Source organism: uncultured Anaerofustis sp. (assembly GCF_938029165.1).
In the GTDB taxonomy this organism is placed as follows: Bacteria; Bacillota; Clostridia; order Eubacteriales; family Anaerofustaceae; genus Anaerofustis.
Genome location: NZ_CALHFB010000052.1, coordinates 14,152 through 32,751 on the forward strand (window position 1 = coordinate 14,152; position 18,600 = coordinate 32,751).

General features: G+C 33.0%; 10 protein-coding genes. 9 read left to right on the plus strand and 1 reads right to left on the minus strand.

Annotated elements, in window-relative coordinates; translation table 11 throughout:
* The first annotated feature begins 1 nt into the window (after position 1).
* The 7 genes from Q0516_RS10415 to ppdK all read left to right on the plus strand — a co-directional run bounded on the left by Q0516_RS10415 (position 2) and on the right by ppdK (position 10,899).
* The gene (locus Q0516_RS10415; RefSeq protein WP_294467280.1) at positions 2-2,392 is read left to right on the plus strand and encodes an endonuclease MutS2; all 2,391 of its coding nucleotides are present in this window, start codon (positions 2-4) and stop codon (positions 2,390-2,392) included.
* A 64-nt stretch (positions 2,393-2,456) separates the two neighbouring features.
* Positions 2,457-3,812 (plus strand): Trk system potassium transporter TrkA, encoded by a 1,356-nt coding sequence (gene trkA, locus Q0516_RS10420; protein WP_257479853.1) that lies wholly within the window; start codon positions 2,457-2,459, stop codon positions 3,810-3,812.
* Between the two features lie 15 nt (positions 3,813-3,827).
* Entirely contained in the window at positions 3,828-5,267 is a 1,440-nt protein-coding gene (locus Q0516_RS10425) for a TrkH family potassium uptake protein (RefSeq protein ID WP_294467286.1), read from the plus strand.
* An 18-nt stretch (positions 5,268-5,285) separates the two neighbouring features.
* Positions 5,286-6,047 (plus strand): DNA repair protein RecO, encoded by a 762-nt coding sequence (recO, locus tag Q0516_RS10430; RefSeq protein ID WP_294467288.1) that lies wholly within the window; start codon positions 5,286-5,288, stop codon positions 6,045-6,047.
* A 28-nt stretch (positions 6,048-6,075) separates the two neighbouring features.
* Positions 6,076-7,464 carry a glycine--tRNA ligase gene (locus tag Q0516_RS10435; protein WP_294467291.1) on the plus strand — a complete coding sequence of 463 codons (1,389 nt, stop codon included), beginning with the start codon at positions 6,076-6,078 and terminating at the stop codon, positions 7,462-7,464.
* 189 nt (positions 7,465-7,653) lie between these two features.
* Complete coding sequence (locus tag Q0516_RS10440; protein ID WP_294467294.1) at positions 7,654-8,169, plus strand: hypothetical protein; 516 nt, start codon at positions 7,654-7,656, stop codon at positions 8,167-8,169.
* 90 nt (positions 8,170-8,259) lie between these two features.
* The gene (gene ppdK / locus Q0516_RS10445) at positions 8,260-10,899 is read left to right on the plus strand and encodes a pyruvate, phosphate dikinase (RefSeq protein WP_257479858.1); all 2,640 of its coding nucleotides are present in this window, start codon (positions 8,260-8,262) and stop codon (positions 10,897-10,899) included.
* A gap of 65 nt (positions 10,900-10,964) precedes the next feature.
* On the opposite strand, the gene Q0516_RS10450 is transcribed toward ppdK, so the two are convergent.
* Positions 10,965-11,834 (minus strand): helix-turn-helix domain-containing protein, encoded by an 870-nt coding sequence (locus Q0516_RS10450; RefSeq protein WP_294467300.1) that lies wholly within the window; start codon positions 11,832-11,834, stop codon positions 10,965-10,967.
* 293 nt (positions 11,835-12,127) lie between these two features.
* Between Q0516_RS10450 and Q0516_RS10455 the strand changes: the two genes are divergently transcribed.
* Together Q0516_RS10455 and Q0516_RS10460 are read left to right on the plus strand one after the other, a co-directional pair.
* On the plus strand, positions 12,128-15,577 hold the full coding sequence (locus tag Q0516_RS10455) for a leucine-rich repeat domain-containing protein (protein ID WP_294467303.1): 3,450 nt from the start codon (positions 12,128-12,130) through the stop codon (positions 15,575-15,577).
* A 114-nt stretch (positions 15,578-15,691) separates the two neighbouring features.
* The gene (locus Q0516_RS10460) at positions 15,692-18,442 is read left to right on the plus strand and encodes a transporter substrate-binding domain-containing protein (protein ID WP_294467307.1); all 2,751 of its coding nucleotides are present in this window, start codon (positions 15,692-15,694) and stop codon (positions 18,440-18,442) included.
* Positions 18,443-18,600 lie beyond the last annotated feature (158 nt).

Here is an 18,600-nt window from a genome sequence, read left to right on the forward strand (position 1 = left end):
AATGAACGATAAAACTTTAAAAGCTTTGGAATTTGATAAGATTATTTCCAAGATAAGCGAATATGCTTTCTCTGATGAAGCAAAAGAAGAAATAATGGATTTAAGACCTACCGATAATGTTTATTTGATAAAAGATAAGTTAAATGAACTTGATGAACTTATCAGGTTTTCCATTTCTTATGCTGATATCCCTATTTACGGATATAAAATAAATAAGGATATAGTGTCGAGAGCAACCAAAGACGGTATGCTTATAAACGAAGATTTTATCAATATTGCAAAGAGTATAAAGTGTGCTGCGATGGTCAAAAAGCATATATTATCAAATATCAGCGAAGAGGATAATTTTGATATCTTGATAGATTATGCAGATAATATAGAAGATTTATCATTTCTACAAAAGGAAATCGACAGAGTGATAATAGACAGTGAAACCATAAGTGACAAAGCCAGCAGTACTTTATACGATATTAGAAGAAACATAAAGAATACAAACAATAAAATAAGAGAAAAGCTGAACAGTATAATAAATTCTAAGACTTATCAGAAATACTTAAGCGAAAATATAGTAACAATAAGGTATTCCAGATACGTTGTTCCCGTTAAGAGCGAGTACAGGGGTGAAGTAAAAGGTATAGTCCACGATACTTCTCAAAGTGGAGCTACGCTGTTTATAGAGCCTGAAGCTATTGTTAATTTAAACAATAAATTAAAGGAACTCGAAGTAGAAGAACAAAAAGAAATAGAAGTTATTTTAAGGATACTTTCAAGTAAAATAAAAGAGAATGCGAGTAATTTAAATGTAAATGAAAACATTCTTCTTTACTTTGATGTTTTAAATGCAAAATCAAGATTTTCTATCAAAAATGATTATCATAAGCCGGAAATAAGTTCTGATGAAGAAATTGTTTTAAAATCAGCAAGACATCCTTTGATAGAAATGGATAAAGCCGTTCCTTCAAATATTATTTTAGATAAAGAATTTAGGGCTTTAATAATTACGGGACCGAATACCGGAGGTAAGACCGTTACGTTAAAGACAGTGGGGCTATGTTCACTGTTATTCCAGTCCGGACTTTTTATCCCCGCAAATGACGGAAGCAGGCTTCCTATATATGAAAAGATATTTGCCGATATAGGGGATAATCAAAGCATTGCACAAAGTTTAAGTACTTTTTCAGGGCATATGACCAATATCGTAGATATAGTAAATAATGCAAATGATAAAACTTTGGTATTACTTGATGAGCTGTGTGTCGGCACAGACCCGACGGAGGGGTCAAGTATTGCAATAGCTATTATTGATAGTCTTAAAAATATAGGTGCCAGGATCTTTTCTACGACACATTACAGTGAGATAAAAGAGTATGCGATAGTAAAAAAAGATGTAATGAATGCAAGTGTTGAGTTTGACGTTGAGACTTTGTCTCCGACATATAGATTGATACTCGGTATTCCCGGAAAATCCAATGCTTTTGAGATATCTAAAAAATTGGGTCTTAAAGATAGTATCATAAAAGATGCGAAGAGATATTTGACCGAAGAGAACAGAGAAGTCGAAGACTTGATAAAAGAGCTTAATGAAAAAGCGGTAAAAGTAGAGGAAGAAAAAACTCAAATCGACCGATTACTTAAAGAAAACAAAAAGCTCAATGAAAAGCTTGAAAGTGAAAAGGCTTATATAGAAGAAAATAAATCCAAAATCATGATGGAAGCTTCTTTGAAAGCAAAGGATATTATAGCAGAGGCAAAAAGAGACTCTAAAGAGCTTATCAACAGGTTAAATAAAATAAGTATCCCAAAGAATGTCAATGCCAATAATTCTAAATTCAAAGAAGAAGCGGAAAATATAAAGAAGCAGATAAAAGAAAAAGAGGCGCTTTTAAATTCTTATATACCTTCTCACGAGCTTAAAAAAGAGGGGAACAAGAAAAATAGGAAAGAAGACTTTAAAATTGGGGAAGAAGTTTATATAAAGAGTTTGGATCAATATGCAAGCATTTTGGGTTTTGATAATAAAAATAACGTATTTATCCAGGCGGGTATAATAAAGACTAAAATCCCAATTTCTAAGATAGAACACTCAAACAAGGAAAAGGAACATATAAAAAAGACTGCGGTCAAATTCTCAAACACAAAGGCTAAGACAATAGATACTTCTATTGATATAAGGGGAATGTACTCCGATGATGCGATACTTAAAGTGGAAAAGTATCTGGATGACGCTTATCTTGCAAACTTGAAAATGGTAACGATAATCCACGGCAAAGGCACGGGGGTGCTTAAAAATGCCGTTCAGGACTTGTTAAAACATCATTCATATGTAAAAAAATTTAGGTTCGGCGCTTTAAACGAAGGCGGTGACGGAGCTACTATAGTTACTCTTAAATAATGTTGAAAATTGTCGAAGTAATGATATAATAAATTAAATCAAATATTTTTCAGGTAAGGTAATAATGGATATTATAATAGTTGGCTGCGGTAAAGTAGGAAGTACTATTGCCGAGCATTTAAATGAAGAAGGACATTCAATTGTCGTAGTAGATACAAAAGCGGATAAGCTTGAGATTTTAAGTAATAAACTTGATATTATGACTATCGAAGGAAACGGTGCCACAAGTTCTGTACTTATTGAAGCAGGGGTAGACAGTGCAGATTTACTTATAGCAGTGACCAATCGTGATGAAGTTAATCTATACTGCTGTTTGATAGCGAAGAAATCAGGAGTTAAAAATGCAATCGCAAGAGTAAGAAATCCGGAGTACTCCGAAGACATACATCTGATAAAAGATGATCTTGGTTTATCACTTTCCATAAACCCGGAACTTACGGCTGCAAGTGAAATGTCAAGGCTTATAAGGTATCCCGCGGCCATAGAAATAAACAGATTTGCCAAAGGCGGAGCCGAGCTTTATAAATTGAGACTTCCGTCTTTTTCAAAGCTTAACGGTAAGGCTGTAAAAAATATTTGCGGAATAGGTAAAAGTGATTATCAAATTTGTGCGGTAGAAAGAGAAGATGAAGTATTCATTCCTTCCGGAGATTTCGTTTTAAACAGTTTGGATAAAATATATATTCTAGCTAAGCCAAAAGATGCAATGAGAATGTTCAAAAGTTTTGATGTTCCCATGGAAATGGGCAGAACTGCAATATTAGTCGGGGGCGGACGTATAGCGGTTTATCTTGCCAAACAGCTTATAGCCAGCAATATATCCGTTAAAATTATCGAAGTTGACCCCGCTAAGTGTGAGGAAATCAGTGATATCCTTCCAAGTGCGACTATATTGTGCGGAGACGGTCTTGATAAGGAGTTCCTGCTTGAAGAAGGTCTTGCAACAGTTGATGCATTTGCCTCTCTCACGGGACTTGATGAAGAGAATATAATACTTTCTTTATATGCCGCAAGCGTATCCAATGCAAAGATCCTGACAAAAGTAAATAAACTTACATTTGATAATATAATAGATAAAATGGAGATCGGAAGTGTAATAAGGCCTAAGTATCTGACAAGTGAATATATAATACAATATGTAAGAGCGATCCAAAATTCCCTGGGAAGTAATGTTGAATCTTTATATAAGATAGTTGGAGGAAAAGCCGAAGCTCTAGAATTTGTAGTGCGTGAAGATTCCAAAGTAACAGGGAAGGAACTTGGAGAGCTTACCTTAAAGGAAAATTTATTGATTGCAAGTATCAACAGAAATGGTAAAATTATCGTACCGTCCGGAAATGATACGATAGAAATCGGAGATAGTGTAATAGTTGTTACAACACATAAGAAATTAAGAGATTTAACTGATATATTAAAATAATTGGAGAAGTAATTTATGAACAAAGGTATGATCAAGCATATAACCGGCTGGGTATTCATACTCCTAGGACTTGTTTTATTATTACCTATTTTAGTAGCTGTAATATACAAAGAAAATACATGGACCGCATTTCTTCTTACATCCGTAATAAGTACATTGATTGGTATACTTTGTATTATAAGAAAACCTAAAAATCAAACCATATATGCAAAAGAAGGGTTTTCTATCGTTGCATTAAGCTGGATCATTATTGCGGTGATGGGAGCTCTTCCTTTTATCATAAGCGGTGAAATACCGGGATTTTTTAATGCACTTTTTGAAAGTGCCTCTGGCTTTACAACTACAGGTGCGAGTGTAGTGGATAATGTAGATGCGTTAAGTAAATGTATACTGTTTTGGAGATCTTTTATGCACTGGCTTGGAGGTATGGGGGTACTTGTATTTATCATTGCGGTTATTCCTTTGATCGGCGGGGGGCAGAATATGCACCTTATGAGAGCCGAATCTCCGGGTCCTATGGTCGGAAAACTTATGCCAAAGCTTAGAAGTACACCGATGATTTTATATGGGATTTATTTTTCAATGACTGTGCTTGAAATTATATTTCTTCTTTTAGGGGGTATGCCTCTTTTTGATGCGGTGCTTAATTCCATGGCTACTGCGGGTACAGGTGGATTTTCCATGAGCAATGCGGGAATGTCTGCTTATAATACATATTGTCAGCTGGTCATATCCATATTCATGATTCTGTTCGGAGTTAACTTCAATGTTTATTTTCTTATTTTAGGTAAAAAAATAAAAGATGTACTTAAAAACGAAGAGGTGAGATATTATCTCATCATCCTTATTTCGGCTACGATTATAATAGCACTTAATATCTCCTCTCAGTTTAAATCAATGGGAATGGCTTTTCATCATGCTCTTTTTCAAGTCGCAAGCATAATGACAACGACTGGCTTTTCCAGTGTAGATTTTAATTTATGGCCGGAACTTTCGAAGACAATACTTATTATTCTCATGTTTATAGGAGCATGCGCAGGCAGTACCGGCGGAGGTATAAAGGTAAGCAGATTTATAATAGTATGTAAAGATGCCGTCAACGAACTTTCCATGCTCATACATCCCAGAAGAGTAAAAGTAATGAAGATGGACGGCAAAAAAATAGAAAAGAAGACTTTTCACAATGTATGTGCTTATTTATTTGTATACATGATAATATTTATAGCTTCGCTCCTTCTTATATCTTTAAATAATTATGACTTTTCTACTAATTTCAGTGCGGTTGCCGCAACAATGAACAACATAGGTCCGGGTCTTAATCTTGTTGGTCCCGCAACATCATATAGTTTTTTGTCGGATTTTTCAAAATTAGTTTTATCTTTTGATATGATTGCGGGAAGACTTGAATTATTTCCTATTCTATTGTTATTTGCACCCGGAAGTTGGAAAAAATAGTCTTGGATAGAGGAAAATATGATAAGAGAATTTCATGGTATAGTACTTAAAAATATAAAGTTTTCCGAAAATGACAGGATACTTACTGTCTTTACCAAGGAAAGAGGAAAGATAAGCGTAATGGCTAAGAATGCTGCTTCAAAGAAGAGTAAAGTCATTGCTCAGACTTCAACTTTTTCATATAGTTATTTTTGTTTGTATCCCGGAAAGAATTTTTATACTCTTAAAAGTGCAGACTATATAAAGAGTTTTCCCGGTCTTCAGACCGATTTGGAAAGGCTTTCTTTTGCAAGTTATATTTCTGAGCTTGTGGATATCTTTTATGAAGATAAAATGGAAGAACCCATTACATTTAATTTAATAATTTATATTTTAGATTTGCTTCAAAAAGAAAAATTGGAGAAGCTGTCTTTCATTACTCTTGCTTTTATGTTAAAATTACTTGGTATTTCAGGGATAATCCCGGACTTCAGCGGATGCAGCATATGCTCTGCTACTAACGGTGAATATTATATCCTTGATTTTGACAGCGGCAGTATACTTTGCGGCAAATGTACAATGAAGCATTTTTCTATGAATAAGATTACATTATCTCAGCTTAATTTAATAAATAAACTTACTTATGTAAATGTAAATGATATTAAAAATATGAGTTTTGATGAATTTACTTTGGAGGAGTGCAATAATATGATTGTGATTTTAAATAATTATATAACATATACTCTGCATAGAAAAACAAATAGTTTTAAATTTCTTTCAGATATGTTAGAATTAAAATAATATGTGGTTAAAAAATATGGAGGAAAAAATGATAAAGAGGCTTAGTTTAAACGAAATAATAAGTATTACAAAAATGAGAGGGATAATATTTCCGGGGTCGGAAATTTATGAAGGACTTGCAAACAGCTTTGATTACGGTCCCATAGGAACTCTTATTTTAAATAATGTAAAAAACGCATGGTTCAAAAAGTTTATTCAGGAGTGTCCTTACAATGTAGCTTTGGACAGTGCTATCCTTGTAAATCCCAAGGTTTGGGAAGCAAGCGGACATCTTAAGAATTTTAACGACCCTTTAATGGATTGTAAAAACTGTAAAGCTCGTTTCAGAGCGGATAAATTGATTGAAGATGATCTTGAAAAGAAAGGTTTAGATCCCAATGCGGACGGCTGGAGCAATGAAAAAATGGAAGGCTATATCGAAGATAACAATATAGTGTGTCCTAACTGCGGTAAGCATGACTTTACGGGGATAAGACAGTTCAATTTAATGTTTAAGACTTTCCAAGGTGTTACGGAAGACAGCGTAAATACTATCTATTTAAGACCGGAAACTTGTCAGGGGATTTTTATAAACTTTAAAAACGTTCAGCGTTCTACAAGAAAGAAACTTCCTTTTGGTATAGGACAAGTAGGAAAATCTTTCAGAAACGAAATAACACCGGGCAACTTTATATTTAGGACAAGAGAATTCGAACAAATGGAACTTGAATTTTTCTGTGAACCTAAAGACGAAATGAAATGGTTTGAATACTGGAGACAGTATTGTTTTGATTTTCTTGTTTCTCTGGGGATAGACAAAGAAAATATCAAATTCAGAGACCATGCAAAAGAGCAGTTATCTCATTATTCAAATGCTACGACGGATATCGAATATAACTACCCATTCGGTTGGGGAGAATTATGGGGGATTGCGGACAGAACCGACTTTGACCTAAAATCTCATGAAGAGTTTTCCGGTAAAGATATGAAATACGTTGACCCTATTACCAATGAAAAATTCCATCCATATTGTATAGAACCTAGTGTAGGTGCGGGAAGATTGTTCTTTACACTTCTTTGCGATAACTATGTTGAAGAGACTTTGGAAGACGGAACAACGAGAAATGTATTCAAACTTCATCCTTATCTTGCACCTTATAAAGTAGCGGTGCTTCCTCTTACCAAAAAATTATCGGAAGAAGCAACCGAAGTTTATTCTAAACTTGCTAAGTATTTCATGGTAGATTACGACGAAGCCGGAAATATAGGTAAGAGATATCGTAGACAGGACGAAATAGGAACTCCGTACTGCGTTACTATCGACTTTGATACAAAAGAAGACGGAGCAGTAACAGTAAGAGACAGAGATACTATGGAACAGGAAAGAGTAAAAATTGACGATTTAGCTGATTATATTTCTAAAAAGGTTGAATTTTAGTCAAAAAAACAATCAAAAATAATGAATTAAATAAAAAATATTTATTACATCTGTCATATCGGTTAAAATTTATGACAGATGTAATATTGTTTTAGGGGCTTTTTGGTTGTAATTGTTTAAAAAATATAGTAAAATAAGAATATATTATTTATGTAAAAGTTTAAATAGGATATATAAGGAGTGTATAGTATGTCATTAAAAGAACGAATTGATATGCATAACAGGGAAAAAGCAGAAAGAAAACAAGCCAGACTCAGAAGAAGAGTAGAAAAGAAAAAGACGATCGAAGCTCTTACAATGGCTCAGATCGAAAACAGTGAAGATATAATTGAGCTTTTTAAAACAACGGTAATGAAAAGGGCAAAATGTTTTGAAACAAAGGACTTCATAAATGCCAGGATATATGTACAGGACCTTAATAATATAACGGATTTTATGCTTAAGGATTTCGGTAAATATAAGGATACGATAGCAGAGCTTTCAAAAAGCGGTAAATACGAAGTCAAATACATATGCAGTGTCATATGTATCAAGACGGGCTTTAATACAAAGCAGGCAATAGATAACTTAAGAGATTTTGCAAGACGTAAGAAAGAAAACGGGGTTGTTGCTCACGAATCGAGAGAAGTAATAAAAAGATATAATGAAAAAAGGATCCCGGCTTATGACGGATTTCAAGTTGATTATAGTTATATAAAACGATAATATGCTGCTTCGGCAGCTTATTATATATTATTTGCAGTTTTAAATTACTGTGTAATGTCATATAACATTTTATAAGGAGGATGGTAAAAAATGTGTGCTAAAAAATTTGTTTATGCCTTCAAAGAAGGCGACGCAAGCCAAAGAGATTTACTTGGCGGAAAGGGAGCCAATCTGGCTGAAATGACCAATATAGGACTTCCCGTACCACAAGGTATCACAATCACTACGGAGGCTTGTATTGATTATTATAAAACAGGATGTGAAATCGATAAGGAAATAGTTGACCAAATTTATCAAAAACTGGCTGAACTAGAACAAATCACGGGAAAGAAATTTGGCGGGACTGATAATCCATTATTGGTATCTGTACGTTCGGGAGCAAAAATTTCCATGCCGGGGATGCTGGATACGATCCTGAATTTGGGACTTAATGATGTAACGGTTGAAGCTTTGGCTAAGAAGACAGGCAACGAAAGATTTGCATATGACAGTTACAGACGTTTTATACAAATGTTTTGTGATGTTGCACTTGGTATGAATAGAAATCTTTTCGAAGATATATTGGAAAGCAGAAAGAAACAGCAGGGGTATAAATACGACACCGAGCTTACCGCTTTTGATTTAAAACAAATCGTAAAACAATATAAAGATTTATTCTTAGACCAAAAAGGATATAAATTCCCTGATGATCCAAGGGAACAATTAATGGCAGCTGTTGAAGCTATATTTAAATCTTGGAACAATCCTAGAGCTATAGCTTACAGGAAATTAAATGATATACCAAATCGTATCGGTACTGCTGTAAACGTTCAATCAATGGTTTACGGTAATATGGGTCAAACATCAGGTACGGGGGTTGCGTTTACGAGAAATCCTGCTACCGGTGAAAATAAGATATTCGGTGAATTCCTTATGAATGCACAGGGTGAAGATGTTGTTGCGGGTATAAGAACTCCTCAGCATATCGAAACTTTGAATGATGTAATGCCGGAAGTTTACGAACAATTTGTAAACGCTTGTAACTTACTTGAAAATCATTATCTTGATATGCAGGATATTGAATTTACTATCGAAGAAGGAAAGCTTTATTTCCTACAGACTCGTTCGGGAAAGAGAACAGCTCAGGCTTCTTTGAAAGTTGCGGTAGATATGGAAGAAGAAGGTCTTATCACAAAAGAAGAAGCTTTGCTTAGATTAGACCCTACTACTTTAAATCAATTATTACATAGAGGTTTTGACCCTGAAGAACTTGCTAAAGCAATCCCTCTTACTAACGGTCTTCCTGCTTCTCCTGGTGCAGGCTGCGGTAAGATTTATTTCTCTGCCGAAGACGCTGTTGAAGCAAAAGAAAGAGGAGAAGAAGTATTACTTGTAAGAAAAGAAACATCTCCGGAAGATATCGAAGGTATGAATTCCGCTAACGGTATTTTGACCGCTACAGGCGGTATGACATCTCATGCAGCCGTTGTTGCAAGAGGCATGGGTAAGTGCTGTGTTGCCGGCTGTGAAGCAGCACATGTAAACGAAGAAGAAAAATACGTTGAAATCGGCGGAAGATTATTCTATGAAGGATATTATTTATCTATAAACGGTTCTACGGGTAATGTATACGAAGGTAAGATAAAAACAGTCGACGCTGTTTTATCCGAAGACTTTAATAAAATCATGTCTTGGGCTGATGAAGTCAGAAGACTTGGGGTGAGAACAAATGCTGATACAGTAAAAGATGCTACCGTAGCGGCTAACTTCGGCGCGGAAGGTATCGGTCTTTGCAGAACAGAGCATATGTTCTTCGAAGCTGACAGGATCTTTGCATTCAGAAAGATGATTTGTTCTAAGACATTGATGCAAAGGGAAGAAGCATTATCTAAAATCCTTCCAATGCAGAAAAACGACTTTAAAGGTCTATTCAAAGCAATGGGCGGAAAGCCGGTTGTTATAAGACTTCTAGATCCGCCTCTTCATGAATTCCTTCCTAAGGAAGACGACGATATAAAACAGCTTGCAAGAGATATGGATATGACTTATGAAGAATTATCGGCAAGAGTAAATGAACTTCATGAATTAAACCCAATGTTAGGGCATAGAGGCTGCAGACTTGCCGTTACATATCCTGAAATAGCTGCTATGCAGACTAAGGCTATAATCATGGCTGCTATAGAAGCAAAACAGGAAGACGGACTTGATATAACTCCTGAAATCATGGTTCCTTTGGCAGGAAGTTATTTGGAACTTAAATATGTAGTAGATAAAATAAGAGAAACAGTAAATGAATTATTCAAAGAAAATGGTATCAGGATAGACTATAAAGTAGGTACTATGATTGAGATACCAAGGGCTGCATTAACTTCAGATCAGCTTGCGAAAGTAGCTGAGTTCTACTCATTCGGAACCAATGATTTAACACAAATGACATATGGTTTCAGTAGAGACGATGCGGGTGTTTACATAAAAGAATATCTTGAAAAAGGTATTTTCCCTAAAGACCCATTTGCTACTATAGATACCGAAGGTGTCGGTCAGCTTGTTGATATGGCTGTTAAAAAAGGTAAGAGCGTAAATCCAGAACTTCACTGCGGTATATGCGGTGAACAGGGCGGGGACCCTGCGAGTATCGAATTCTTTGACAGTGTAGGACTTGATTATGTATCATGTTCTCCATACAGAGTTCCTATCGCAAGACTTGCTGCTGCTCAGGCAAGAATTAAAAACGATAAGAAAAACAAATAGATTTTTAAAAGACGTTTCTTATGAAACGTCTTTTTTGTGTTATTTAATAGTTTGTATTTATGGGGCTATAATATGGGGATGAGGACTTCTATATGATTTTCTCCTTTTTCATCCTGATGTTCATTGTATTTTATTATGTCATATAGATTTTCTTCATTTAAAATGCATGTTGATTTTGGAAGCCATTTTTTATATATATAATCAAACACCGGTTCCATGCTGTCTTCGTTTTTACCTCTCAGTGTAAACTCGATATACTTGCTTTTTTTGATATTCTTTACTGTCATTCCTTTTGGGATTTTATTTATATCCTTTACTTCTGCTCCCGCAAAGTATTTGAAATCAGTCATATTTTCTGTTTTTTCAAAATTAGTATAATCATTTATTCCTATAAGATAATCAAAATCGATCCTATTTTCTATTTGTCCTTTGTTTTGGTGAAGTCTCCTCCAGCACTTTCCAATTATTTTAAATCCTTTTTTCGTGTTTTCCTCATATCCTATAAGATTAACATTATCAATATATTTTCTTTCTATTTTTAATATAATATCTACCGGTATTTTATCATCATTATCGATATCATATTTTAACTGAATAGGAAAGTGTTCTTTATTATTCCTATAGACCTTGGGAGTTTGTCCATAGAGATTTTTAAAAGCTTTTGAAAAAGAACGCTGGGTTTCATATCCCGCATTTAAAGCAATTTCTATAATTGGTCTATCGGTATTTACCAGTAATGCTGCAGCTTTTGTAAGCCTTCTTCTTATTATATATTCATGTACTGTTAAACCTGATAAAAAGGAAAAAATCCTGTGGAGGTGATATTTTGAATAGTTTACTGCTTTAGAAATACTATCAAGATCAAGTTTTTCTTTATCTAAATTTTCTTCTATATATCCTATTACTTGTTTTATTACTTCAATATTATTTATCATTTTATTTACCTCGTTTATTATATTAATATATAAAATATAAAAATATGTCATAAATCTTGCTGTTATTCTTTTGCATTTTAGAAAAACAGCTTTCTTTTGATTATAATATAATAAGCATTATTATATATAAAATATAATAAAAATAAGTAATTTATAAGTTATTCAACCTTTTTATCGAATATGCATAATATGGTATAAATTGCTAATCGATTATGGGTTATGTATTTGATTATTTTCACTGTAAATGTTATAATTATGTAACTGAGATACGATTGAATTAAGGGGATATACAAATGAATACTTATATTAAGAAGCTTTTAGGTATGATATTAACTGCGTTATTTTTTGTTAGCGTAAATGTTACACCTATTTTTGCGGAAAGCTTAGTTAATGATGATATAAAAACAAATGATAGTACCACAGAACAAAAGAGTGATATATCTTCACCACCAAATGACATCAATGAAAATAAAAATAAGGACGAAATAACTAATAATAATGATAAAGATATAATAGAAGAGAACAATAATAAATCAGCAGAGGAGGCTATATCCCAAGAGCCGAAAAAGGCTGATGATAATAATGTTATAAAAAAAGAAAATAAAACAAAGAAGAATTCTTTGATGTCTATAAATGATTATGCAGTTCCGAGTGAAAGCGATTATAATTTTTCATCCGGAAAAATAACAGGGCTTAAAAGCAGTTATATAGCCGGTTTAAGTGATGAACAAAAACTGAATATAAGACTTGAAATACCCGGAAGCATAAACGGTGTGGATGTCACTTCAATAGGTGATAATGCTTTTAACATCCCTTCCAAATCTGATTATGCTTTTACTTATCTTGATTTATCTAAATGTGCGAGTCTGAAAAGTATAGGTCAGTGGGCATTTTATAATAATTCAATAATGGAAGGAAGTATAGTACTTCCAAATACTTTAACTACAATATCCGACCATGCTTTTGACGGCTGTAAAAGTATTTCAGGTTCACTGGTGATACCAAATTCCGTTACTTCTATCGGTACTTATGCATTCAGCGGATGTTCATCGATGAAGGGAAGTTTGAGTTTATCAAATAGCTTAAATGTTATTTCAAATTATGCTTTCAGTAACTCGGGCTTTACCGGAGAGCTTGTAATCCCAAGCGGGGTCACTGCGATAAATAACAGTGCATTCAGACAGTCTAATAGTTATAACGGATTTACGAGTGTTGTAATTCCCGAAGGTGTAACCATAATAGATGCGACTGCTTTTTCGTATCAAAATGCACTTGCTAATGTTACATTCCCAAAGAACAGTCTAACTAAAATCAATAATTCTGCTTTTAGATATTGCGGTTTGACGGGAGTATTAAAAATACCTGATACTGTGCAAACTATTGGAGCAAATGCTTTTGCTTCAACGAAACTTACGACAGTATATATACCAGATAATGCATATTCTGCTTTAAGTGATTATATAGTTTCTAGTACATTTTCAAGCAGCAGCAATTTAACTGCTATTGTTTGCAGTTCTTCCAATTACACAAACTTATATAATATACTTAATAGCTCGGATAAGCCAAAATTAGGTTATCCTGTAACCCTGAAGTTTGATGACGGAAACGGTTGGAATTATAACAGTATAGAAAGACTGTACAATCATGCTTTAAACTTTGTAAGAAATGATGATGATAGTTACGTAACAGATACTTCATATGAACTTCCTAAGGTAATAGGAAATGAAAATAAAAAGTGGGCATTTTCTTCTACTGCTTTGGAAGGGGTAAAAGTAAGTACCAAAGTCACATCTTCTACTCTCTATGCAATAGAACCTTTAGCCGATCCGACTTTTTCTTTCAGCGATGATATCGATTTGGTATATGACGGTAAGGCCCATACTATGAAAGTAACAGCATCGCATCCTTTATATAAACCTATATCGGAAGCAAAAAGCGGGGATGTGGTATTTTACTATACTTGGAGATATGCAACTATCGGTACATCTTCAGCCGATCTTAAAGGATTTGATAAAAATGAATTTTCCATAACCGACGTTAGAGAACCACGATACGCCATTGCATGTGATGTTACTATTCAGACTTGCTTGGTAGATGGAACCAGTGCCAAACCTTTCAATACACAAACGCATACCTTTGCGGTGCTTTTAAAACAAGCGGAACCGACTGTTAATCCGGTTTTTAATAATAAAGTTGATATGACTGTTACAAAGGATTTACCGGAAATAAGTCTCGGTGATACCGATACCAAGGGAGTTATAAGCTGGGATGAGGGACAGACTTTAAAAGAAGGTACAAACGAATATAAATGGACGTATACTCCCGAAAATAATCCTAATGGTATATCTAATTATAAAACCGTAACGGGGAGTTCTAAAATAGAAGGCATAGATAAAAAGGATTTTATGTTAAATATTTCATCCGGTGAACATGGCAAGGTTTCTCCTGCAGGAGACGCGACTGTTACTCAGGGAAATGATTTTACCATGACATTTACTCCCGATAAAGGATATAAAGTCGGAAGTTTGAAATTAGATGATAAAGATATTACCTCTGATGTTAAAGATAATAAATATACATTAAAGGATATACAAAAGTCTTATGATATAAAAGTAAGTTTTGAAAAGATTACTCCCGATGATGTCGAAGATATGATAAATACTCTTCCTTCCGTAAGTGATGATAAAAATTTGACAGCCGAAGAAATCGATGATATTTTAGATATCAAAGAAAACTACGAAACTTTGGATAACAGTTCAAAAGAAAATGTGACTTATGAAAACAAGCAGGATTTATGTGAAGCTTTATCTAAGGTTCCTCAGATAGACTTGGAAGTTACTGGTGAAAATCAATCGATAAATGTAAATAATAGCTCTATACTTCTCGACAATTTAACTTCTGATGATATTAAAATAATAAGAGATGACCCCGATACAAAAATTAAATTGTGTTTGGACATTAAAAATATAAACTCAAATAACAGTTATGAAAATATAATAAACAAAACTGTAAAAGATATAGATATTTCAAACTATTTTGATATAAGTGTTAAGAAAGAAGTAATATCCTCAGGGGGCAATAATAAATCTATTGTAATATCAAATTTAAGTTATCCGATCAAACTAAGTTTTGATATACCTAAGGATATATTATCGAGTAATGGTACATTTAGAGCATTCTTTATAGTAAGGCTTCATGAAGAAGGCGGTACTCATAGTGTTGATATTTTAAAAGATGAGGATGATATAGAAAACACCATAACAGTAAGCAGTGATAAATTCTCTGTATATGCCCTATCTTATAAGGATAGTGAAGCAGTATCAAAATTTATGGTAAAAGCTTCATCATCGAAACATGGTTCTATTTCTCCTTTGGGAAATATAGAAGTCAAAAAAGGTGATAATAAGACTTTTTATATAAGTCCGGATAAGTGTTATGAAGTAGATTATATCCTTATAGACGGTAAAAAAATTAAAGCAGCAGAAAAATATACGTTTAAAGATATAGATAAAAATCATAGTATCAAAGCTGTGTTTAAACCTAGCAGCAATAAAGGTGTATCTGTTTCTGATAACAGCGAAAATACAGATAATACAAAATCAAATGTTAATAACAATTCATCGGATAAGACCAATATAGTAGATACAAGTGATAGTAATAATATTTTTTTGTATGCCGGAATCGGTATTGCTTCTCTTGTAATAATATTAGCTGTTTTGATATATATAAAAAAGCATGATTAAAAATATAAATAGAGTCTTGATTTGGCTCTATTTTTTTATAATTAAAACTTTGTCTTATGTTAAATATTATGTTATTATTGATGTAATAAATAGATTTAAGGATAGGATTATTTTATGAGACATTTGTGTAAGAAAATAGGAATTGGAATTCTTGCAGTAATTATATCATTATTAATTTTATATATACCCACAAATGTTTTTGCTAAAGAGGCAAAAGTATTAAAGGTAGCATTTCCTGAAAGTCCGGGTATAAATGAAGTTTATGAGGACGGTTCATACGGAGGGAGTGTATACGAATGGTTAATGGAGATATCCAAATATACCGGCTTGGAGTATGAATTTGTTACAGGGGATGCAGATACACTTTTGAGCGGGATGATGAAGGGTAAATATGATATAATGGGCGGAATGTTATATCAAAAGGAATTGGAAAAATATTTTTCTTATCCTAAATATTCTATGGGAAGCAATTATTCACTCCTCATTTATCCAAAAGATGATGAAAGCATAAAAAGTTTTGACCTTAGAACTCTGAACGGCAAAACTATAGGTGTTTATGAAAAAGCTGATTATAAAATAGAAAGACTTAAGATATTTCTTGATTCAAATAATATAAAATGTAAGATAAAATATTTAGGGGTTGATAAATATGAATCCTGTCTTGAAAATAAAGAAGTCGATTTGATGCTTGGCTCAGATGTTTACATGAAAGATCATTATAATGTAGCGGCTAAATTTGCGGCAGATCCTTATTATATAGTTACTTCATCCAAACAAAAAGAAATATGCAAAGAGCTCAGTAATGCAATGGAAGAGATTTATGCCGCAAACCCTAATTTTGCTGACGAACTTTATAATAAATATTTTCCGGAACAGTATATCAACACGATAAGCTTTTCTAAAAGTGATTTATCATTTATAAAAAATGCGGGAGAAATCAAGGTTGCAGTATCCGAAGAATTATATCCCATAAGTTATAAAGACAAAGAAGTAAATGGAATAATACCGGATATCATAAAACTGATATCTAAAAAAAGCGGACTTAAGTTTACCTACGTAACAGCTAAAACTTATGAGGATGCAATAAATCTTGTAAAGGATGGAAAGGCGGATATCCTCGGAGGTTTCTTTGATGACAGTTATTTTGCCGATCAACAAAATTTAATCCTCACAAAGTCATATATAAATATTGACGGGGTAATACTTAAAAATAAAAATGCTGATACTGAGTTGGAAAACATAACTCAAGCCGTTATAAAAGGCGGAAATACAAATTCTACTGATAAAAAAATAAAGCTGGAGTATTATGATAGTTTTGAAGATTGTTTGGATGCGGTAAATAAGGGCGAGGTAAGCCAAACAATAATGCCGTCTTCTATCATGGAAAGTTTATATTTGAAAAACTATTATCCTAATGTTATATATACTTCCAGTGAAAATGCTCAGCCGGGACTATCTTTAGCCTTAAAAAAGGGTTCTGATCCCGAATTATATAATGTTTTAAATAAGACTGTAAATAATATTTCCGAAGCGGAGGCAGGGAATATAAAGAAAGATAATATGGTTTCCATAGGGGAAAATAAAGTGAGCTTTAAATCATATTATTATTCTAATCCAACTTTGGTCATTGTAATTATCGTAGGATTTATAGTTTTGATATCGATAATAGTAATATTGTTTATTTGGTTCAAGATGAGAAATAATATAATGCAAGTCAAAGTGGAAGAAGCGGAAGCTTCATCTAAAGCTAAGTCGGAATTCCTTTCGTTGATGTCTCATGAGATAAGAACACCTATAAATGCAATCATAGGTCTTACAAATATCAATATGATGAATAAAGATTTACCCGAACATTTAAAAAAGAATTTAGCGAAAATCGATTCATCCGCGCAATTCTTGCTGTCTTTGGTAAATGATATCCTTGACATGTCTAAAATTCAAAATTATAAAATGATAATCAACAATCAGTGTTTTGATATGTTTAAGGTTACAAAGGATATAGATGAATTATTTATATCTAAAAAAGAAGAGAAGAATATTAAATTTACTTTTGATATTGAACTTAAGAATAAATATTTTATGGGTGATAGTGTAAGGATTAAACAAATCATCTCAAATATAGTTTCCAATGCCTTTAAATTCACCGAAGAAAACGGAGAAATAATTTTAACTATCAGAGAAGAAGTTAAAGAGGATAATACATCTGATGTATTCTTTAGCATAAAAGATAATGGTATAGGTATCAAAGAAGATAAATTAAATAAAATATTTGATGCTTTTGAACAGGTCTCTATAAATTATAATAATGAAGCCGGTACGGGACTCGGATTATTTATATGTAATCATTTGGTTACACTTATGGACGGAGAGCTTAAGGTGGAAAGTAAAGAGGGAGAAGGTTCCGATTTTTATTTTACATTAAATCTGCCTATTGTTAATGAAAAAGATGTAGAAGAAGAAATATCAAATAATGATATTTCAAAATTGGAAGATAAGAGGATACTTATTGCCGAAGACAATGATTTGAATGCGGAAATAGTTATTTCACTTCTTGAAATGAATAATATAAAGGTTGACAGGGCTTCTAACGGTGAAGAAGCTGTCAAAATGTTTAAAGATAGTGAAGATAATCATTATGATATGATTTTAATGGATATAAAAATGCCTAAAAAAGATGGGATTATGACCACAAAAGAAATCAGAAGTATTGATAGTGATTATGCAAAACAAATCCCTATAATCGCAATGACTGCCAATACTTTTGAAGAAGACAGAAAAAATGCATTAAACGCAGGTATGAATGCTTTCCTCTCTAAACCTTTTAATGTAGATGAATTTTATAAAATCATATCTGATACAAAGTAAATTTATAAAAGTCCGAATTTAAGTTCGGACTTTTGTTTTATATGATATATAGTAAATAAATATCATTATCTATGTTTTTTCTTTGTTTTTAGTGTTCATAATGGTATAAGTTAATGATAGAGCTCATTTTTTCTTTTACTTAGAATATTTCATATGTT